At 70.5% G+C, this 19,696-nt stretch carries 15 protein-coding genes; 8 read left to right on the forward strand and 7 right to left on the reverse strand.

Annotated elements, in window-relative coordinates:
* Positions 1-123: 123 nt before the first annotated feature.
* The 8 genes from BR39_RS0113710 (at position 124) to BR39_RS0113745 (ending at position 11,294) form a co-directional block, all read left to right on the forward strand.
* On the forward strand, positions 124-2,160 hold the full coding sequence (locus tag BR39_RS0113710; RefSeq protein ID WP_029912796.1) for a serine hydrolase: 2,037 nt from the start codon (positions 124-126) through the stop codon (positions 2,158-2,160).
* Entirely contained in the window at positions 2,160-3,173 is a 1,014-nt protein-coding gene (locus BR39_RS0113715; RefSeq protein WP_029912798.1) for a dipeptide epimerase, read from the forward strand. Before BR39_RS0113710 ends, BR39_RS0113715 begins: the two co-directional genes overlap by 1 nt.
* Complete coding sequence (locus tag BR39_RS0113720) at positions 3,170-4,450, forward strand: peptide MFS transporter (RefSeq protein WP_035018434.1); 1,281 nt, start codon at positions 3,170-3,172, stop codon at positions 4,448-4,450. The genes BR39_RS0113715 and BR39_RS0113720 overlap by 4 nt, the downstream gene beginning before the upstream one ends.
* 168 nt (positions 4,451-4,618) lie before the next feature.
* Positions 4,619-6,856 (forward strand): TonB-dependent receptor, encoded by a 2,238-nt coding sequence (locus BR39_RS0113725; protein ID WP_029912802.1) that lies wholly within the window; start codon positions 4,619-4,621, stop codon positions 6,854-6,856.
* 4 nt (positions 6,857-6,860) lie between these two features.
* Entirely contained in the window at positions 6,861-7,916 is a 1,056-nt protein-coding gene (locus tag BR39_RS0113730) for a DUF1611 domain-containing protein (protein ID WP_029912804.1), read from the forward strand.
* Positions 7,917-7,926: 10 nt separating this feature from the next.
* Positions 7,927-9,051, forward strand: a complete 1,125-nt coding sequence (locus BR39_RS0113735; protein ID WP_029912806.1) for a membrane protein — start codon at positions 7,927-7,929, stop codon at positions 9,049-9,051.
* Positions 9,048-10,637, forward strand: coding sequence for a serine hydrolase (locus BR39_RS0113740; protein WP_029912809.1), 1,590 nt, complete (start codon positions 9,048-9,050; stop codon positions 10,635-10,637). The genes BR39_RS0113735 and BR39_RS0113740 overlap by 4 nt, the downstream gene beginning before the upstream one ends.
* A gap of 135 nt (positions 10,638-10,772) precedes the next feature.
* Positions 10,773-11,294: a hypothetical protein gene (locus tag BR39_RS0113745; protein WP_156035768.1), complete on the forward strand. Its 522-nt coding sequence runs from the start codon at positions 10,773-10,775 to the stop codon at positions 11,292-11,294.
* Positions 11,295-11,306: 12 nt separating this feature from the next.
* Here BR39_RS0113745 and BR39_RS0113750 read toward each other — a convergent pair whose 3' ends face one another.
* The 7 genes from BR39_RS0113750 to BR39_RS0113780 form a co-directional block, all read right to left on the reverse strand.
* Positions 11,307-13,499 carry a TonB-dependent receptor gene (locus BR39_RS0113750; RefSeq protein ID WP_029912814.1) on the reverse strand — a complete coding sequence of 731 codons (2,193 nt, stop codon included), beginning with the start codon at positions 13,497-13,499 and terminating at the stop codon, positions 11,307-11,309.
* Between the two features lie 123 nt (positions 13,500-13,622).
* A complete protein-coding gene (locus BR39_RS0113755) occupies positions 13,623-14,609 on the reverse strand; it encodes an ABC transporter substrate-binding protein (protein ID WP_029912817.1) in 987 nt (328 codons plus the stop codon).
* Positions 14,609-15,451, reverse strand: coding sequence for a class II aldolase/adducin family protein (locus tag BR39_RS0113760; RefSeq protein WP_029912820.1), 843 nt, complete (start codon positions 15,449-15,451; stop codon positions 14,609-14,611). Before BR39_RS0113760 ends, BR39_RS0113755 begins: the two co-directional genes overlap by 1 nt.
* An 11-nt stretch (positions 15,452-15,462) precedes the next feature.
* Positions 15,463-16,413 carry a D-isomer specific 2-hydroxyacid dehydrogenase family protein gene (locus tag BR39_RS0113765; RefSeq protein ID WP_029912823.1) on the reverse strand — a complete coding sequence of 317 codons (951 nt, stop codon included), beginning with the start codon at positions 16,411-16,413 and terminating at the stop codon, positions 15,463-15,465.
* Positions 16,410-17,525 carry an acyl-CoA dehydrogenase family protein gene (locus tag BR39_RS0113770; protein WP_231499465.1) on the reverse strand — a complete coding sequence of 372 codons (1,116 nt, stop codon included), beginning with the start codon at positions 17,523-17,525 and terminating at the stop codon, positions 16,410-16,412. Before BR39_RS0113770 ends, BR39_RS0113765 begins: the two co-directional genes overlap by 4 nt.
* 193 nt (positions 17,526-17,718) lie before the next feature.
* Entirely contained in the window at positions 17,719-19,080 is a 1,362-nt protein-coding gene (locus BR39_RS0113775; protein WP_029912829.1) for an FAD/NAD(P)-binding protein, read from the reverse strand.
* 28 nt (positions 19,081-19,108) lie between these two features.
* Positions 19,109-19,693, reverse strand: a complete 585-nt coding sequence (locus tag BR39_RS0113780; protein WP_029912832.1) for an alpha/beta hydrolase — start codon at positions 19,691-19,693, stop codon at positions 19,109-19,111.
* Positions 19,694-19,696: the final 3 nt, after the last annotated feature.

Consider the following 19,696-nt stretch of genomic DNA (forward strand, 5'->3'; position numbering starts at 1 on the left):
CTCAAGGCGGTTGACGGATTTTCCAATCAGGATAGCAATTGTCCTGATCAGGATTGTTCATTCCCAATCTATCGGCTGGGCCGAGCGGGGGCAATCCTACCGGCAGGCGAGGGGAGCCAAGGAATGCGAACGATCAAGGGGGCCGCGATCGCGGCGTGCGCTCTGGTGGCGGGGTTGGGCCCCGTCCAGGCCCAGACGCGGCAGGAGACCGCGCCGCCGCCGGTCGCCAAGGCGGTTGTCCCGGCGGCCAATCCGGCGGCGGCCCCGGCGGTCGCGCCGTCCGCCGCGCCGGCGCTGACCAAGGCCGACGTCGACCTCTGGCTGGACGGCTACATGCCCTACGCCCTGCGCACGGGCGACATCCCCGGCGCAGTGGTCACGGTGGTCAAGGACGGCCAGATCCTGACGACGCGGGGCTTCGGTTACGCCGATCGTGACAAGAAGACGCCGGTCGATCCCTACAAGACCCTGTTCCGTCCGGGCTCGATCTCGAAGCTGTTCACCTGGACGGCGGTGATGCAGCAGGTCGAGGCCGGCAAGATCGACCTGGACGCCGACATCAACACCTATCTCGACTTCAAGATTCCGCCGCGCAACGGCAAGCCCGTGACGACCCGCCAGCTGATGACCCACACGGCCGGCTTCGAGGAAGTGGTCAAGGAGCTGATCTTCTACGGCAAACCCGAGCCGGAGCTGGGCGCCTATCTGAAGAACCACGTGCCCAAGCGCATCTTCGACGCGGGCGAGACGCCGGCCTATTCGAACTACGGCACGGCCCTGGCCGCCTACATCGTCGAGCGGGTGTCGGGCGAGAAGTTCCAGGACTATCTCGACCGCCACGTGATGGGGCCGCTGAAGCTGGAAAACACCACGTTCCGGCAGCCGCTGCCCGCGAACCTGGTCGGTCACGACGCCACGGGCTACGACAAGCCCGGCAAGCCGTCGAAGGGCTTCGAGATCGTCGGCCCGTTCCCGGCCGGCTCGGCCTCGTCCACCGGCGCCGACATGGGCCGGTTCATGATCGCCCACCTGCAGGGGGGCGAGCTGGACGGCCAGCGCATCCTGTCGGCGGAAACCGCCCGCGTGATGCACGACAGCCCCGTGGACAGGGTCAATCCGCGCTCGCTGATCGGGCCGCTGGACCGCATGGAGCTGGGCTTCTTCCAGACCTCGATCAACGGCCGCACCGTGATCGGCCACCTGGGCGACACCGAGGGCTTCCACTCCTCGCTGCACCTCTACATGAACGACGGCGTGGGCCTGTACCTGTCGCTGAACAGCGGCGGCCGCGAGGGCGCGGCGGGCGTGCTGCGCACGGCCATCTTCCGCGACTTCTCCGACCGCTACCTGCCGCCCGTCGCGGGCGCGCCGGACGGCAAGGTCGACGCCAAGACCGCCGCCGAGCACGCCAAGGCCATGGCCGGCACGTGGGACGTCAGCCGCCGCGCCGACAGCACCTTCCTGTCGCTGTTCTACATGATGGGCCAGGCGAAGGTCGCGGTGGGCCCCAAGGGTGAACTGATCGTCCCCAGCATTCTGGGCCCCAACGGCCGCCCGAAGGAGTGGGTCGAGATCGCGCCGTATGTCTGGCGCGAGGTCGGCGGCCACGACCGCCTGGCCGCCCAGGTGGTCGACGGCAAGCCCGTCCGCTGGAGCTGGGACTTCGGCTCGCCCTTCATGGTCTTCGACCGCATCCCGGCGGGCCAGGACGGCGCCTGGCTGCTGCCCGCGATCGCGGCCAGCGTCGGCGTGCTGCTGCTGACCTTCCTCTACTGGCCGGTCGTGGCCCTGGTGCGCCGCCGTTACAAGACCAAGGCCGACATCTCGGGCAAGGCGCTGACCGCCTCGCGGGCCGCGCGCGCCGGGGCGGGCCTGCTGCTGGCCCTGATCGTCGGCTGGGGCGTCGGCGTGACCAAGCTGACCTCCAGCGCGGCGGCCATGGCCGGCGGGATGGACGGGGTGCTGCTGCTGCTCCAGGGGCTGGGCTGGGTCGTCCTGCCGCTGGCCCTGGCTGCCGCCGGCTGGAACCTGTGGCTGACCTGGACCGACGGTCGCGGTTGGGTCCGCAAGGCCTGGAGCGTGGTGATGCTGCTGGCCCCGCTGCTGCTGCTCTATGTCGCCGTGACCTTCCACCTCCTGGCGATGTCGGTGCACTACTGATGGGCCGGCTGGCGCTGGACATCGCCGCCGAGACGCTGCGGCTGGCCCAGCCGTTCCGGATCGCGGGCCATGTGTTCGACACGTCCGACATCATCGTCGTGACGCTGTCGGACGGCCGGGCCAAGGGACGCGGCGAAGCGTCCGGGGTCTTCTTCCTGGGCGAGACGGTCGACGGCATGCGGGCTCAGATCGAGTCGGTCCGGGAGGCGATCGAGGCCGGGCCGACCCGCGAGGCCCTGCGCTTCATCCTGCCGCCGGGCGGGGCCCGCAACGCCGTCGACTGCGCCCTCTGGGAGCTGGAGGCGGCGGTGACCGGCCAGCCGGTCTGGCGGCTGGCGGGGCTGGACGCTCCCCGGCCGCTGCGCACCACCTTCACCCTCGGGGCCGACACCCCCGAGGCCATGGCTAAGGGCGCGGTCGGCTACACCCAGGCGCGGTCGATCAAGATCAAGCTGACCGGCGACCTGGCCCTGGACCAGGCGCGGGTGCGGGCGATCCGCGCGGCCCGGCCGGACGCCTGGCTGGGCGTCGACGGCAACCAGGGATTCGTCCGCGCGGACCTGGACGCCCTGGTCGATACCCTGGTCGAGCAGCGCGTCTCGCTGCTGGAGCAACCCCTGGCGCGCGGCCATGAGCCCGAGCTGGAGGGCTTCGACAGCCCGATCCCAATCGCCGCCGACGAGAGCGCGGTATGCCTGCCCGACGTGGCGGCGGCGGTCGGCCGCTTCCAGGTGATCAACATCAAGCTCGACAAGTGCGGCGGTCTGACCGAGGGCCTGCTGATGGCGGCCAAGGCCCGGCGGCTGGGCCTCGGCGTCATGGTCGGCACCATGGTCGGCACCAGCCTGTCCACCGGTCCGGGCTTCGTGCTGGGCCAGGTGTGCGACCTGGTCGACCTGGACGGCCCGACCTTCCTGGCCCAGGACCGGCCGCCCGGCGTCGTCTATCGCGACGGTACCGTCTGGGCGGGCGAGGACGTCTGGGGCGCTCCGGCCTCGGCGGCCGCGGCATGAGCGGCAAGGCTCTCGACGCCCCGCCGTGGTTCGGTCAGCCGCGCGGCCTGACCGTCCTGTTCCTGACGAACATGTGGGAGCAGTTCTCCTACTTCGGCATGCGGGCCCTGCTGGTCTACTACATGACCAAGCAACTGCTGATCGCCCAGGGCTCGGCGTCCCTGATCTACGGGACCTATACGGCCTGCGCCTATTTTACGCCGATCGTCGGCGGGGTGATCGCCGACCGCCTGCTGGGCAAGCGCCGGGCCATCATCATCGGCGCCAGCGTCATGGCCGCCGGCCATTTCATGATGAGTTTCCCGGACCTGCTCTACGTCGCCCTGGCCACCATCGCCCTGGGCAACGGCCTGTTCCTGCCGACCCTGCCCAGCCAGATCAACGATCTCTACGCCCAGGGCGATCCCCGGCGGGGCTGGGCCTACAACGTCTATTATCTGGGCATCAATATCGGCGGCTTCCTGGCGCCCCTGCTGTGCGGGACCCTGGGCGAGGTGTTCGGCTGGCACGTCGGCTTCGCGGCGGCGGGCCTGGGCATGCTGGCGGGACTGCTGATCTATCTGTGGGGCCAGCGCTACCTGCCGGCCGAGCAGGGCAGGGTGCAGGCCGGCGCGGTCGAGCCTGCGCGCGGGCGCATGGCCCTGCCGACCGTGCTGGTCCTGGCCGCCGTCGCCCTGTCGGTGACCGTCTTCCGCGGGGCCTACGAGCAGGCCGGCAACACGGTGGCCCTGTGGGCCGACGCGGGCGTCGACCGGACCTTGGGGTCCTGGACCGTGCCGATGACCTGGTTCCAGTCGCTGAACCCGCTGCTGGTCATGGCCATGACGCCGATGCTGCTGGCCGGATGGAAGAAGCGGGCCGACGCCGGACGCGACACCTCGCCGGCCCTGCGCATGGCGACCGGGGCCCTGATCGTGGCCGGCGCCTATCTGATGCTCTGCGCCGTCTCGGCCCTGGCCGGGGGCAAGGCGCACTGGCTGTGGCTGGTGGCGTTCTTCGGGGTCTACACCTTCGGCGAGTTGTTCATCCTGCCCACGGGCCTGGGCCTGTTCGCGCGCCTGGCCCCGCCCGGGTTCGGAGCGACCACGGTGGCGGCCTGGTACCTGACCATCTTCGCCGGCAGCCTCAGCGCCGGCCTGGTGGGGACCCTGTGGAGCCGGATGCCGCACACGGCCTATTTCGCGCTGCTGGCGGGCCTGGCCGTCACGGCCTCGATCCTCCTGCGGCTGATCGATCCTTGGGCGCGCCGCGCCGAAGCGCACGGGCCGTCCGCCTAGTCGCGCAATCGTCATTGACAATTCTCTGATTGGGATAACAGTGGCCTAATTAGGATTACATTTGCGTAATGGGCCGGGTCGAGCACGGGAAAATCCGAGCGGACCCCAGCGCCGATGGGAGCGATCACCGCTCCGGGGACGTCGGGCGCTTCAACGAGGGGGAATGAAATGAAGCTTCGTCGTACGACCTTGATGATCTCCAGCGCCATCGGCGCGCTGCTGATCCAGACCCCGGCCTTCGCCGCGGACGACGCGTCCCGGTCGGCGGTGACGACCGTCGAGGAGATCGTCGTCACCGCGCAGAAGCGCGAACAGACGCTGATCGACATCCCGCAGTCCATCTCGGTGGTGTCGGGCGAGACGCTGGAGACCCAGCAGGCCACCAACTTCACCGACTATCTGAAGCTGGTTCCCGGTCTGCAGCTGGTCCAGGCCACGCCGGGCCAGGGCCGCCTGGTCCTGCGCGGCGTCAACGCCGGCGGGGTGGCCTCGACCGTGGCCGTCTACATGGACGAGACACCGTTCGGCTCGAGCAGCGCCCTGGTCAACGGCGGGGTGCTGGCCGGCGATTTCGACACCTTCGACGTGTCCCGCATCGAGGTGCTGCGCGGCCCGCAGGGCACGCTGTACGGCGCCAGCTCGATGGGCGGTCTGCTGAAATTCGTCACCAACGCGCCCGACACCAGCGGCTACAGCGCCAAGGCCCAGGTCGCGCTCGAGGACACCAAGGGCGGCGACCTGTCGTACCGCACCACGGCGGTGGTCAACATCCCGCTGAGCCAGACGGTGGCGGTGCGGGCCTCGGGCTTCTACCGCAAGGACGGCGGCTTCATCGACTCGATCGGCACCGGCGGTTCGGACGTCGAGAGCGACATCAACGACGGCAAGGTCTACGGCGGTCGCGCCTCGCTGCTGTTCAAGCCGAACGACGCCTTCGACCTGCGCCTGACCGCCATGGCCCAGGACATCAAGGCCGACGCTTCGGGCGAGGTCGAGAGCGATCCCGACACCCTGAAGACCCTGTACGGCCGGCCGACCCTGTCGCAGTTCGTCCCGAGCTTCTCGGACATCAAGTACCGCGTCTACAACGGCGTGCTGAACTACGATTTCGGCGCGGCCACCCTGACCTCGTCCACCAGCTACAGCAGCCTGAAACAGACCAAGAGCGACGACGCGACGTTCCTGAGCCCCCTGATCGAGCTGGTGTTCGGCGAACCCAACGAGCTCTATCTGGGCCAGGACACCAACAACGAGAAATGGACCCAGGAAATCCGCCTGGCCTCGAACCCCGGCTCGGCCTTCGACTGGCTGGTCGGCGGCTACTTCACCGACGAGAAGGGCCTGATCTTCCAGGAGTACGTAGCCGTCCAGCCCGGGACCCTGACCAGGCTGACCACCCTCCCGCTGCTGGCCGAGCTGAATCTGTACTCGCGCTACAAGGAATACGCCGGCTTCGCCAACGCCACCCTGCACCTGGGCGACCGCTTCGACGTCGACGTCGGCGGCCGCTACAGCCACAACAAGCAGAGCGCCACCCAGGAGGCGAACGGCGTGCTGGCCGGCGGGACGCCGGTCGCCAGCGACCTGCGCTCGTCCGACAACGTCTTCACCTATTCGCTGGCGCCGAAGTTCAAGCTGGACGATCGCCGCGCGATCTATGCGCGGATCGCCAAGGGCTACCGGCCCGGCGGTCCGAACGTGATCCCGCCCAGCGCCCCGGCGGGCACCCCGGCCAGCTTCGATCCGGACACCGTCACCAGCTACGAGGCGGGCTACAAGGGCGAGACCGCCGATCATCGCTTCAGCCTGGACCTGTCGGCCTACCACATCGACTGGAAGGGCATCCAACTGCTGACCGTGGTCAACAACTTCGGCATCAACGCCAACGGCGCAGACGCCAAGAGCAACGGCGTCGAGTTCAACGCCACCGCGCGGCTGACGTCCGGCCTGACGGTGTCGGCCAACGGCGCCTACACCGACGCCAAGCTGTCGGGCGACACCAGCGACCTGGTCGGCGGCAAGAAGGGCGACCAGCTGCCGTTCACGCCGAAGGTCAGCCTGGGCCTCAACGGCGACTACAGCTGGACGATCGACGGCAAGGACGCCTATGTCGGCGCCTCGCTGCGGGTGATGGGCAAGCAGACCGGCGCCTACGACGCCGACTTCCAGGCCGCCAACGGCCACCAGCGCAAGGTGGCGTCCTACGAGGTTGTCGACCTGCGCGCGGGGATCAGCTTCGGCCAGGTCGAGCTGGAGGCCTACGTCAAGAACCTGACCGACTCCGACGGCAAGACCTCGACCAGCGCGGTGACCTCCAGCGGCTTGCCGATCTATCCGGGCGGGGCGATCGGGACGGGCGTGATCCGGCCGCGCACCATCGGCGTCAGCCTGACGGCCGGCTTCTGATCGGATGAGCGCCATCGCCAGAGTTCCGCGTGACGAGGCGCCGGAAGAGGCGGGCGGCCTGCCGTCGCCCTACCTGCTGTTCCTCGGCGACACGGTCGAGCCGGGCTACGCCAAGACCGCGTTCGGCCTGCGCGACTGGGTCGCCGAGCGATGCGTCGGCGAGTTCGCCCTGCCCGGGGCGGGGGTCAGCACCGGCCTTCCGGCCCTGACCCCCGCCCAGGCCGCGGCCGAGGGCGCGCGGGGCCTGGTGATCGGCGTGGCCAATGTCGGCGGGGTCATCCCGCCGGCTTGGGTCGCCGGTCTCGTCGAGGCGCTGGAGGCGGGGCTGGACCTCGTTTCGGGCATGCACGCGCGCCTGTCGGACATTCCCGAGCTCAAGGCCGCCGCCGCGCGGGCGGGTCGGCGGCTGATCGACGTGCGCACGCCGCCGCCGGGGATCCCGGTCGGAACCGGCAAGCCCCGGGCCGGACGCCGTATCCTGACCGTCGGCACAGACTGCGCCCTGGGCAAGAAGTACGCGGCCCTGGCGATCACGCGGGGGCTGAAGGGCAGGGGGCTGGACGTCGACTTCCGCGCCACGGGCCAGACGGGGATCATGATCGCCGGCGCCGGCCTGCCGATCGACGCGGTGGTCTCCGACTTCATCGCCGGCGCGGCCGAGATGCTCACTCCCGCCGCCGCGCCGAGCCACATCGACGTCATCGAGGGGCAGGGCTCGCTGCTGCATCCGGCCTATGGCGCGGTGTCGGTGGGCCTGCTGCAGGGCAGCCAGCCGGACGTCTTCGTGGTCTGCCACGAGCCGGGCCGCACCGAGATCCTCGGCCATCCCGGCCACGCCGTCCCGTCGATCGAGGCGGTGATCGCCGCGACCGTGGCCCTGGGGAGGGTGACCAGTCCGAACATCCGTTGCGCGGGGATCAGCCTCAACACCGGCAAGCTGTCGCCCGAGGCGGCCCGGGCCGAGATCGAGGCGACGGCCGCGCGGCTGGGCCTGCCGGCCGCCGACCCCCTGCGGGGCGGACCGGCGTTCGAGCGGCTGCTGGACGCCTGTCTCGCATGAGGGGCCTGGCATGACCGGCAAGGCGTCCGGCTGGTTCAGCCGCTGGCTGCTGCCCGGCCTGGCGTTCAAGGCCGCCGTCATCGGCGGCGGCTATGCGACCGGACGCGAGATCGCCGAGTTCTTCCTGCCGGCCGGTCCCTGGGGCGGCCTGGCCGGCCTGGCCCTGGCGACGCTGGTCTGGAGCGGCATGTGCGTCCTGACCTTCCTGTTCGCACGGGCCAGCGGGGCGCGGGACTACCGCACCTTCTTCAAGGCCCTGCTGGGGCGCGGCTGGGTCGCCTTCGAGCTGGCCTACGCCCTGTTCGTCGTGCTGGTCCTGGCGGTGTTCGGCGCGGCGGCGGGCGAGATCGGCCACGCGGTGTTCGACGCGCCCCGGTGGGCCGGCATGCTGGCCCTGCTGGCGGGGGTCACCCTGTTCGCCGCGTTCGGCACCCGGGTGGTCGAGCAGCTGTTCGCCTGGGTCTCGATCCTGCTGTACGGCGTCTACGGCGTCTTCCTGGTGCTGGCCCTGACGACCTTCGGCCACGACATCGCCGCCGCCTTCGCCGTCCCGGTCCGGGTCGGGGGCGACGCCCTGGTCGGCGGCGCCACCTACGCCGGCTACAACATCATCGGGGCGGTCATCGTCCTGCCGATGACGCGGCACCTGCTCAGCGACCGCGACGCCGTCGTCGCCGGCCTGGTCGCCGGGCCGCTGGCCATGATCCCGGCCATTGTCTTCTTCGTCTGCATGTGCGCCTACGCACCGGAGGTCGGCGGGGCGGCTCTGCCGTCCGACGTGCTGCTGGCCAAGCTGGACCTGCCGGTGTTCCGCCTGCTGTTCCAGCTGATGGTCTTCGCGGCCCTGCTGGAGAGCGGCACGGGGGCGGTCCACGCCATCAACGAGCGCGTCGCCGGCGCCGTCCAGGCCCGGCTGGGGCGGACGTTCGGCGTTCGCGCCCGCGCCCTGTGCGCCCTCGGCCTGCTGGTCTTCTGCATGGTGCTGGCCGAGCGGGTCGGGCTGGTCGGCCTGATCGCCGGCGGATATCGCCTGCTGGCCTACGCCCTGATCGCCCTCTACGTCGTGCCGCTGGCGACGGTGGGCCTGCTCCAACTCGTCCGACGACGTCCCGCCCTGCTTCCGGAGGTCCCATGATCAGCCTCATCCTCGCCGCCGCCCTGCAGGCCGCGCCGCTTGCTGCTGTTGGGGCCGCCGCCGGTCCCGTCTTCCAGCCGCCCAAGGGCTTCGACGCCCATGTCGAGCAGCTGCGCCAGAAGGTCGGCGCGCCGGGCCTGTCGATCGCCATCGTCGATGAAGGCCAGACCGTGCTGGCCAAGGGTTGGGGCGTGCGCCGGCTGGGCGCGCCCGAGAAGGTCGACGCCGACACCCTGTTCATGACCGGCTCGACCGGCAAGGCCTTCACGACCGCCGCCCTGGCCACCCTGGTCGACGCCGGCAAGCTGTCGTGGGACGACAAGGTCGCCGACCGCCTGCCGGGCTTCCAGATGTACGATCCGTGGGTGACGCGCGAGATGACCGTGCGCGACCTGCTGGTCCACCGCAGCGGCCTGGGCCTGGGGCAGGGCGACCTGCTGTTCGTGCCGCGCAGCAACATCCCGCGCGCCGAGGCCGTGCGCCGCCTGCGCTATCTCAAGCCCGCCACCAGCTTCCGCAGCGGCTACGCCTACGACAACGTCCTCTACATGGTGGCCGGCCAGCTGATCGAGGCGGTCAGCGGCCAGACCTGGGAGGACTACACGCGCGAGCACGTACTGGTCGCGGCGGGCATGACCGGCGCGACCACCGACGGACGTCGCTTCCAGATCGCCAACCGCGCCCAACCGCACGCCCGCATGGACGGCGGCCTGCGCGGGGCGGGGACGCAGGAGGTGCTCGACGAGCGCGACGAGCTGTCCACCGCCGCCGCGCCCGCCGGCGGCATGGCCGTCAGCGCCAACGACATGGCCAAATGGCTGAAGCTGCAACTGGCCCACGGCGCGCTGCCCGACGGCAAGCGCCTGTTCAGCGAGGCCCAGCACGAGGCCATGTGGCGGCCGGAGGTGATCCAGCCGCTCGACAAGGTCCCGCCGGGCATGGAGGTCACCAAGCCGACCTATTCGCTCTACGCCCTGGGCTGGGAGCTCCAGGACTATCGCGGGACGCAGATCGTCTGGCACAGCGGCGCGGTGTTCGGCTTCAAGACCGTGGTGGTGCTGATCCCCAGCCGCAACGTCGGCTTCTCGATCGAGCTGAACAGCGAGGACGGCGAGCTGCCGCGCGGCCTGATGAACGAGCTGCTGGACCACTATCTGGACCTGAAGCCCGAGCCGTGGACCGACCGCTACATCGCCTACAAGAAGCAGCTGGTCGCCGGGGCGCTGAAGAGCCTGGACGGCGTCCAGGCCAAGCCGGCGGGCGTGGGGCCCTCCCTGCCGACCGCGAAATATGCCGGGACCTACGCCGATCCTTGGTACGGCGACATCGCGGTGACGCAAGGGCCGGACGGCCTGCGCATCGACTTCAAGTCGACCCCGCGCATGGCCGGCAAGCTGGAGCACTGGCAGTACGACACCTTCATCACGCGCTTCGACGACAAGGCGCTGGAGCCGGCCTATGTCACCTTCGGCCTGGACGCCGACGGCGCGGTCGAGCGCGTGACGATGAAGCCGGTCTCGCCGATCGCCGACTTCAGCTGGGACTACCAGGACCTGCTGTTCACGCCGAAGGCCGCCCGGCCGTGACGCGGGCAAGATTCTCTATCGGAGATATAATTCTCTGATCAGAAAATTTCGATTGCCGTCGGTGCGCGTCTGGGCTTAGGTCGTCCGGTCGCGGAAGGGCGAGGGGTGTCCGTCTGAAGACCAGGCGAGGCCTCCGTGAACCAGATCAGACCCGGACCGCTGCAATCTTCGCGAAGCGCCGCCCCCGTGCGGGACGGCCTGGAGGCGGACCTCCAGATCATGGCGCGGCTCGAGGGCATGCCCCTGCCGACGACCATGGAGATGGCGCGGCTGTTCAACGTCTCGCCGACGACCGCCTTCCGCATGCTCACGCGCCTGCGGCAGAACGGCATGCTCAGGCTGGTGGACCGCGTCCGCCTGCCTGAAGCGGCCTGCCACGGCATCGTCGACCTGCGGACCCGGCTGGCCAGCGCCGGCGACCTGCGGCGGCTGGAGGACAGGCTGGCCGGCGACCCGCACGTCTCCCTCGCCGCCGCCGTCACCGGCAAGCACAGCTACCGCATCACGCTGATCCACGCGACCGCGGCCGAGGCCAACGCCTGGTTCAAGGCCATCCTGACCGAGCCCGCGGTGATCGACGGAACCTTGCGGTTCTGCCGGCCCATCCTCGAGCGCCACCACTACGCCAAGGCCCTCGTCGGGGAAGGCCCTGGCTAGGGTGGCGTTGGATCACAGGGCGTATTTCAGCGTGACCAGCCAGGTCCGGGGATCGGGATAGTTCTTGTAGTAGACCCCGGTGGCCGGCGTGTAGGTGACGCTGACCGGCTCGTCGGAATCCAGCAGGTTGCGGCCCGACAGCACCACGCTCCAGCGCGGGTCCGGGGTCTGCCAGGTGACCACCCCGTTCAGGAAGGTCTGGGCCGGGGCCTCGTCCTGCGGGCGCTGCAGGGCGTTGAAATAGGTCTTGGTCTGGAACTGGGCGTTCAGGCCGACGCGGAGCGCGCCGGGGATCTCGATCGGCACGTCGTAGGTCAGGGCGCCCGAGAGGCTCCAGCGCGGCGAGTTCAGCAGCCGGTGGCCGTCTGCGTTCACCCCGATCCCGCCGGCGTTCTTGTAGGTGTCGTAGACCGCGAACAGGTAGCCCGCCGAGGCCTGGAGGCTCAGGCGCGAGGTGGCCCGCACGTCGGCCTCCAGCTCCACGCCGTAGGTGTGGGCCTTGCCGGCGTTGCCCCGGATCGAATTGCCCGGATAGGCCGGGTCGCTGTAGCTGACCTGCAGGTCCTGGTAGTCGTTGTAGAACACCGCCAGGTTCAGCCGCGCGCGGTGGTCCAGCACCTCGGTCTTCAGGCCGGTCTCGTAGGTGTCGACCTCTTCCGGCGCGAAGGGGCGGGTGGCCAGGTCCAGCCGCGTGGCGCGGTTGTCGAAGCCGCCCGATTTGAAGCCCTTCGACCAGGTCAGGTACTGCAGGACGTCCGGGGTCCACTGGAACTGGGCCGACAGCTTGGGCGTGACGGCCGAGAAGATCTTGTCGGCCTGGCCGGCGATCGACTGGCCCACCACCTGGCCCTGCAGGTTCAGGACCTTGTTGTCGAAGGTGAATTCCTTCTCCTCGTTGGTCCAGCGCAGGCCGCCCGTGAGGGTCAGGCGGTCGCTGACCGCGTAGCTGGCCTCGCCGAACACCGCGTAGGCGTCGGTGTTGGTGATGTTGTGGGCGCGGGCGAAGCCGTAGTTGCCGGGGGTGACCACCGGGTCGGTCGGCAGGGCGTTGCGGCGGCTGTAGCCGTCGCGCTGAACGAAGAACCTTTCGTGCAGGTAGAACAGGCCGCTGGTGAAGGTCAGCTTGCCGTAGTCGCCGTTCAGCTGGATTTCCTGGGTGGCGTACTGGTCGTTGTAGTGGATCAGGTTCTTCTGGATCAGCGCCGCCTCGCCGTCGTTGTCGTAGTTGACGGGATTGAGGTTGAAGCCGCCGTACGAGGTCACCGACTTCAGTTTCAGATTGTCGTTCACGTCGTACTGGATGCGCAGGGCGCCGCTGATCTGGTCCAGGTCCTGGGTCGGCTCGACCTCGGAATAGGAGCGGTCGATGCGGTGCGCGCCGTTGGGCTGGTTGACCGGCACGTAGCTGCGGGTGTCGCTGCGGTCCTTCAGGGCGTTCAGGGTGAACAGCACGTCCCAGCGATCGGTCGGCGTCCAGCGCAGCTTGCCGCGATAGGCGTCCAGGTCGATGCGGTTGACGTCGTGGTTCAGCGTCGGGTCGAAGGTGACGCCGTCGCGGCTGTGGTGGATGTACGACAGGCTGCCGGCCAGCTTGCCCTCGACCAGCGGCCCTTCGATCAGGCCGCGCACGTCGACCGCGCCGTAGTTGCCCAGGCCCACCTCGGCCTTGGCGCGCAGGGCGTCGCCCGGGTCGCGGGTGATGATGCGCAGGGCGCCGGCGCTGGAGTTGCGGCCGTACAGCGTGCCCTGCGGGCCGCGCAGCACCTCGACCCGCTCCAGGTCGTTGAACTCGACCATCGAGCCGATCTGGCGCGGGATGTAGACGTCGTCAACATAGACGGCCAGCACCGGCTCCTGGATCGGATCGCTCTCGCCTACGCCGCGCAGCGCGTAGGTCTGGGTGGTGTGGCTGATGGTGACGCGGCTGATGGTCAGGTTCGGAATCTGGCCCGCCAGGTCGCGGATGTTGTCCACCTTGCGGTCGGCCAGGACCTGCTGGTTGAAGGCCGAGATGGCGATGGCGGTCTTCTGCAGGTCGGTGGCCCGGCGTTCGGCGGTGACGATCACCTGCTCGACCGCCGGAGCCGCCGTGGCGTCGACCTCGGCGGCGGCCGGCGCCGTCGGCGTCGCGGCTTGGGCCGCGACGGCCAGCGCCAGGGCGGAGGCTCCCGCGACCCAGTACAATGCAGCATATCGTGACGACATGATTATCCCCGTTCTTGTTCCGAGGGATAAGCATCGAATATAGGTTGCGCCTCAAACCATATAAAATCTATAGACTTTAAGGTCAGCTCATATCGTGAACTTAAATATATTCAATGAGCACCGTCACTTGTCGGGCAAGGCGCCGCTCAGGCGGTCGTCCCACAGGGGGCGCACGTCGACCTTTCCGGGGATCAGGCCGGCGGTCGCGAAGGCGTCGGCGACGCCCTGCTGCGAGGCGATGGCCGCGTCGCTGATCCGCAGCAGCCGGGTCGGGGCGCTGCGTTCCCTGAACTCGCGCAGATACAGCGCCGCGGGCACGTTGGTGGCGACGCTGCGGGCCTGGGCCCAGCGCGCGTCGTCGGCGTTGGCCCACTGCGCCACCTTGGCGTAGCGCCCCAGATAGTCGCCCAGGGCCTGGCGCCTGAGCGGATCGTCCAGCGCCGACTTGGCGGCGGCGACCAGGTAGTTGCCCGACAGGATGCCCAGGGCCGTGCGCAGCACCCGCGCTCCGGCCGCTCGCGCCTGCTGCACGACCACGCCGTAGATCACCCAGGCGTCGATCGCTCCGCTGGAGAAGGCCGCCAGCCCGTCCTGCGGCGACAGGGCGACGGGCTTGATGTCGCTCCAGGCCAGGCCCGCCTCGTCCAGCAGGCGCAGCAGGATGTAGTGCGAGGTGGTCGCCTTCACATAGCCGATCCGCTTGCCCTTCAGGTCGGCGAAGGCCTGGGCCTTGCTGTCCTTGGGCACCAGCACGACCTGGTTGTTCACGTCGCCCTGCAGCACGGCGACGATACGCACCTGGTTGCTCGGCGACCCGGCGACGAAGATCGGCGGGATCTCGCTCATGCCCCCGATGTCCAGGGCGCCGGCGTTGATGGCCTCGGCGATCAGGTTGCCGCCGGCGAACTCCGACTTGGCGACCTTGTAGGGCGTGTCGGCGACGCCGGCCTGCGGGAAGAAGGCGTCCAGATTGCCGCGATAGGTGGCCGCGCGCAGGGTCAGGTCCTCGAGCGAACCGGGCGCGGAGGATTTGGGCGAGCAGGCGGCCAAGGCCGAGAGGCCGGCGACCGACAGGCCCCCGGCGAGGAGGTGGCGACGGGAGAGCATCATCAGTCGAATAGGTCCGGCTCTTCTTCGGTGACCACGTCCCAGTAGGGCTGGAAGGCCCAGAAGCCGCCGGCCTCGCTGCCGACCTGGCCGGCGGTGTGCTTCGCGACCTCGGGCGGCATCGGCTTGGTGGGGCCGGCGGCCTCGGCCAGCAGCTGGGTCTGGCAGGCGTTCTCCAGCGCTAGATAGCGCCAGACGGCGGCCTCGACCGACTGGCCGACGGTCAGGATGCCGTGGTTCTGCAGGATGACGGCCTTCTTCGACCCCAGGGTCTTGGCGATCTTCTGGCCCTCGCTGGTGTCGAGCACCACGCCGGAGAACTCCTCGAACAGGGCATGGTCCTCGTAGAAGGCGGCCGAGTCCTGGGTCAGCGGGTCCAGCAGCCGGCCCAGGGCCGACCAGGCCTTGCCGTACAGCGAATGCGAGTGGGCGGCGGCCACCACGTCGGGGCGGGCCTCGTGCAGCTGGGAATGGATCGCGAAGGCGGCGCGGTTCAGGCGGGCCGGGACCCTGGCCGGCGGCTGGACGATCTCGCCCGAATGGCTGACCAGCATCAGGTCCGAGACCTTGATGCGCGAGAAGTGGACCCCGAACGGATTGACCCAGAAGTGGTCGGTCAGTTCCGGGTCACGGGCGGTGATGTGGCCGGCCCCGCCCATGTCGAAGCCGTAGCGGCCGAACAGGCGGTACGAGGCCGCCAGGCGCTGCTTGCGATAGAGCCGCTCCTGCTCGTGGGTGGGCTGGACGGGCAGGACCTTGGAGCCGAACTCCGGCAGCACGGTCTCGATCTTGGCGGGATGCGGCCCCTGGCTCTGGAAGGCCCGGGCGTGGCTGATGGCGGTCATGGCGATGTCCTTCAGTAGCCGCGCGACAGGTCGACGACGTCGGCCAGGGGCGCGCCGGACCGGAAACGGGCGAGGTTCTCGGCGAAACGGGTCGCCAGGTTGATGCGGGTGTCGGGCGTGTGCACCGAGGTGTGCGGCGACAGGCGCACCTTGGGGTGGCTGTAGAACGGATGGCCCTCGGTCAGCGGCTCGGGGTGGGTGACGTCCAGGCTGGCGCGGGAAACGCGGCCGTCGTCCAGGGCCTCCAGCAGGGCCTCGTCGTCGATCAGGGCGCCGCGCGCGATGTTGATCAGGTGCAGGCCGGGCTTGGCGGCCGCCAGCACCTCGCGGCCGATCAGGCGCTGGGTCTCCGGCGTGGCGGGGGCGGCCAGCACGACGTGGTCGCTGCGGGCGAACAGCGTCTTCAGGTCGGCCACGCGCTCGACGCCCGGCGTCGGGATCGGCTTGTCCGAACGGCGGGTGGCGATGACGTTCAGGCCCAGGGCCTGGGCGCGCGGGGCCAGGGCCTCGCCGATCGCCCCGAAGCCGACCAGGCCCAGGGTGGTCCCGGCGATCAGCTTCAGCGGCTGGGGCGCCCAGCGCGCGGCCTTGTCGATCCAGATGTCGGGCAGGCGCTTGGCGTCGGCCAGGATCGCGGCCAGGGCGAACTCGGCCAGGGCCACGGCCGACGAGCCGCGCGCCGAGGTCACCACCGGGCCGTCGAACAGCCAGTCGGGGTAGAAGTCGATGCCGACCGAGACCAGCTGCACCCACTGGACGTCGTACGGCCAGCCCTTGGGCGGCTCGGGCGGCAGCACGCCGCCGGCCTTGCGGAACGGGGCGGCGACCAGGACCTTGGCCTGGGCGGGCAGGGGCGCGGCCAGGCCCGGCGGCACGGCCACGATCTCGGCGTCGCCGACGTGCTGGGCGAAGACGGAGTTGAACAGGTCCGGAAGTTGGCTGGCGACGATCAGGCGGCTCATCTGGAGGCCTCGTCGCGCGCCGCGAACGCGGCCTTGCCGGCGCTGGTCAGCACGACGTCCGACTGCGGGGTGTGGACCCGGCCGCACAGCACGTCGCGATGATGGCGCTCCAGGTCGTTGTGGCGGGTCAGGCCCGGATTGCCGGTCAGCTTCAGGGCCTTCTCGACCACGCTGATGGCGTTCTCGGTCACCAGGTGCTTGACCAGGCTGGCCTCGACCCCGCCGACCTCGCCGCGCGCGGCCGCGGCCAGCAGCACGTCGTTGGAGAGCAGCAGGCCGTCGATGTCGCCGACCGCCTCCTGGAAGCGGGGCAGGGTCGAGAGGGCCGCGCCCAGGTTGGCCGGTTTGCGGTTGGCCAGGAAGTCGACCAGCCAGTCGCGGGCGGCCCGGGCCTGGGCGTCGTAGATCGCCGCCGTCAGCACCGCCGACCAGGCCGCGAAGCTGGCCGGATACGGCGGCGGGGCGCCGGCGGGTTGCGGGTCCAGTGCGTGGTCCAGCGGAACCAGGACATCCTCGAAGACCACGTCGTGGCTGGCGCTGGCCCGCAGGCCCAGGTGATCCCAGGTCTCCTCGATGACGATGCCCGGGGTGTCGGCGCGGACCAGCCAGCCGCCGACCAGGGGTTCGTCGTCGTCCGAACGGGCCCAGACCACGAACCAGGTCAGGGCGGTCGAGCCGGTGGAGTAGATCTTGCGGCCGCTGATCCGCCAGCCCTCGGGCGTGCGGCGGGCGACGGTGGCGGGCAGGCCGCCGCGGGCCGGGGTGCCCAGGTCGGGCTCGACGCGCAGGGCGTTGATCAGGGCCCCGTCGCGGATCGCCTCGCCGATGACCCGCTGCTTCAGATGCTCCGGCCAGCCCGAGCGACCCTCGACCGAGGCGTGGAACAGGTACTGCATGACCAGCACCAGCGCCGTGGCCGGTTCGCCCCGGGCGACGGCGGAGACCACCTTCAGGGCGGTGGGCAGGTCGGCCTCCAGCCCGCCCAGGCGTCGGGGCGCGGTCAGGGCCAGCAGGCCCGCCTCGCGCAAGGCGTCGAAATTGGCGGTCGGGAAGCTGGCCTCGCGGTCGTGACGCGCGGCCGTCGCGGCGAAGGCGGCGGTGAGACCGGGCAAGACCGCGTCGAGATCGGGCAGGGCTGACGCTTCAGAATTTCTAGAAATCACCGCGAGGGGCATGAGACATGAGCCGTTACGGCGCGCGCGCCTTTGCCCGTAGAAGGACGCTTAAATCCTACCTAATCAATAGACTTATCCTCAGGCGTCATATCAGAGTTTCTGATAGACCGGGGGCGGGCCGGAGACCTCGTCAGGCGCGCTCCAGCGCGCCCAGCACGGCCGCCGCGACCTGGACCGCCTGGACGCGGATGTCGGGCACGGCGTTGATCTCCCACAGCGCGCCGCGCGTGATCGGCCCCACGGCGAACAGGGTCGCGTGCGGGCGCCCTCCGGCGTGGATCACGCGATGGCCGGAGTCGATGTCCAGCCCCAGCCTCAGGGGATCGGCGCGGATCAGGCCGCGGTCGGCTAGGGCGGCCAGCAGCGGCTCGGTGGACCGCTCGACGTCCGCCGAGGGGCCGGTGCAGTTGACCACCAGGTCCGCCTCCAGCCGCCAGGCGTCGGTCTCGCCGCGCGGACGCCAGACCGCTCCGGCGCGGCCGCCTTCCAGGACGTCGACCCGCTCCAGCTTGCCGGCCAGGACGCGCAGCCGGCCGTCCGTCCGCATCCGCGCCACCTGTTCGGCGATCTGGGGCGACAGGCGGTGGCGGTGCACGTCCCAGAAGGCGCGGGCGTGGCGCAGGAAGGCGGCGCGCCGCTTCAGGCTCCAGCCGCGCCACAGGTCCTGGGAGGCCGGCCGCAGGGCGTCGATCGCCGTCCGCCAGCCGTGCTGGTCGGCCGCCGCCCGTAGCCAGGCCACGGCCTGGACGGGCGACAGCGAGGCGTCGGGCGGGGCGGGCAGGGGCGAGGGCGGCTCGCCCAGGTGCTCGCGCGGCGTCAGGCCCCGGCGCGACAGGGCGATCAGGGGGCGGCCCGGCGCCAGGCGGTCCAGCGACAGGGCCGCGTCGATCATGGTCAGGCCGCTGCCCAGCAGCAGGATCGGGCCCCGTCCGGCCGGGGCGGTGGCGGGATCCCAGCGCCAGGGATCGGCGACATAGGCGTCGGACGCCTCCAGGTCGGGTCCGACGGCGTCGGGCGGGCGCGGCGGCGGATTGCCCAGGGCCAGGACCACGGCGTCGGCGGCGAGGGGGCGGCCCATGCCGCAGGTCAGGGTCCAGCCGTCGCCGTCGGGCGCGATCGCCGTGATTTCGTCCGGCGTGATCAGCAGGCGCCCCACCGCCTCGGGCCCTCCGGCCAGGGACGCCAGCTGCCGCTGCAGATAGCGGCCGTAGTCGCCGCGCGTCGCGAAGCCGCCCGGGCCGACGTCCAGGGCCTGGTCCTTCAGCCACAGGGCGAAGTCGTCGGGCCGGTCCGGCCAGGCGCTCATATTGCCGGCCCGCACGTTCAGCCGGTGGGCCGGGTCGTCGGTGGCGTAGGCCGGGCCCAGGCCGATCGGGCTGCGCCGCTCGATCAGAGGCACCTTCACCCGGTCGGACTGGCGCAGCAGGTGCAGGGCGGTCATCACGCCGCTGAAGCCGGCGCCGATCACCGCGACGACGGGCGGAGAATCCATATCCCATCTAATAGATAGGATATGACGCCTAATCCAGCCTCGGGACGAACGCGGCGGCCTCCGTTTCCTCGACCAGTTCGCGCAGCAGGCCCAGCCCGGCGGGCCAGGGACCGTGCCCGGACTCCACGTTGATGTGGCCGGCCCTGCCGAGGTCGACGAAACGCGCGCCCCATCCCCGGGCGAAGGCGCGCGCCTGGGTGATCTCGACAAACGGATCGTCGCGGCTGGCCACGACCAGGGTCGGGAAGGGCAGTCGCTGGCGCGGCAGCGGCGAGAAGCCCCGCAGGAGCGGGCCCACCGGGCCGTGCCGGTTCACGTCGGCGGGCGCGACCAGCAGGGCGCCGGCGACGCCCCGGCCCGCGCTGATGGCCGCCAGGTGGGCGACCACGGCGCAGCCGAGGCTGTGGGCGATCAGCACCGCGCCGGGGTTGCGACGCACCGCCTCCGCCAGGCCGGCGGTCCACTCGCCCAGGGTCGGCCGCTCCCAGTCCGACTGCTCCACGCGCTCGGCGGTCGGCAGCGTGCGCTGCCAATGGCTCTGCCAGTGGTCCGGACCGGAATTGAACAACCCCGGTACGATGAGGAACGGCGGATCACGCCGGTCCCGGGCCATCGG

The organism is Caulobacter sp. UNC358MFTsu5.1 (genome assembly GCF_000712075.1).
GTDB lineage: Bacteria > Pseudomonadota > Alphaproteobacteria > Caulobacterales > Caulobacteraceae > Caulobacter.

What these genes read in the sequence shown, in the direction of transcription:
- BR39_RS0113730 (WP_029912804.1), top strand. Translation starts at nt 6,861, where the DNA reads ATGAGCGCCATCGCCAGAGTTCCGCGTGACGAGGCGCCGGAAGAGGCG.
- BR39_RS0113775 (WP_029912829.1), bottom strand. Translation starts at nt 19,080, where the DNA reads ATGGATTCTCCGCCCGTCGTCGCGGTGATCGGCGCCGGCTTCAGCGGC.
- BR39_RS0113725 (WP_029912802.1), top strand. Translation starts at nt 4,619, where the DNA reads ATGAAGCTTCGTCGTACGACCTTGATGATCTCCAGCGCCATCGGCGCG.
- BR39_RS0113760 (WP_029912820.1), bottom strand. Translation starts at nt 15,451, where the DNA reads ATGACCGCCATCAGCCACGCCCGGGCCTTCCAGAGCCAGGGGCCGCAT.
- BR39_RS0113710 (WP_029912796.1), top strand. Translation starts at nt 124, where the DNA reads ATGCGAACGATCAAGGGGGCCGCGATCGCGGCGTGCGCTCTGGTGGCG.
- BR39_RS0113755 (WP_029912817.1), bottom strand. Translation starts at nt 14,609, where the DNA reads ATGATGCTCTCCCGTCGCCACCTCCTCGCCGGGGGCCTGTCGGTCGCC.
- BR39_RS0113780 (WP_029912832.1), bottom strand. Translation starts at nt 19,693, where the DNA reads ATGGCCCGGGACCGGCGTGATCCGCCGTTCCTCATCGTACCGGGGTTG.
- BR39_RS0113740 (WP_029912809.1), top strand. Translation starts at nt 9,048, where the DNA reads ATGATCAGCCTCATCCTCGCCGCCGCCCTGCAGGCCGCGCCGCTTGCT.
- BR39_RS0113750 (WP_029912814.1), bottom strand. Translation starts at nt 13,499, where the DNA reads ATGTCGTCACGATATGCTGCATTGTACTGGGTCGCGGGAGCCTCCGCC.
- BR39_RS0113735 (WP_029912806.1), top strand. Translation starts at nt 7,927, where the DNA reads ATGACCGGCAAGGCGTCCGGCTGGTTCAGCCGCTGGCTGCTGCCCGGC.
- BR39_RS0113720 (WP_035018434.1), top strand. Translation starts at nt 3,170, where the DNA reads ATGAGCGGCAAGGCTCTCGACGCCCCGCCGTGGTTCGGTCAGCCGCGC.
- BR39_RS0113765 (WP_029912823.1), bottom strand. Translation starts at nt 16,413, where the DNA reads ATGAGCCGCCTGATCGTCGCCAGCCAACTTCCGGACCTGTTCAACTCC.
- BR39_RS0113715 (WP_029912798.1), top strand. Translation starts at nt 2,160, where the DNA reads ATGGGCCGGCTGGCGCTGGACATCGCCGCCGAGACGCTGCGGCTGGCC.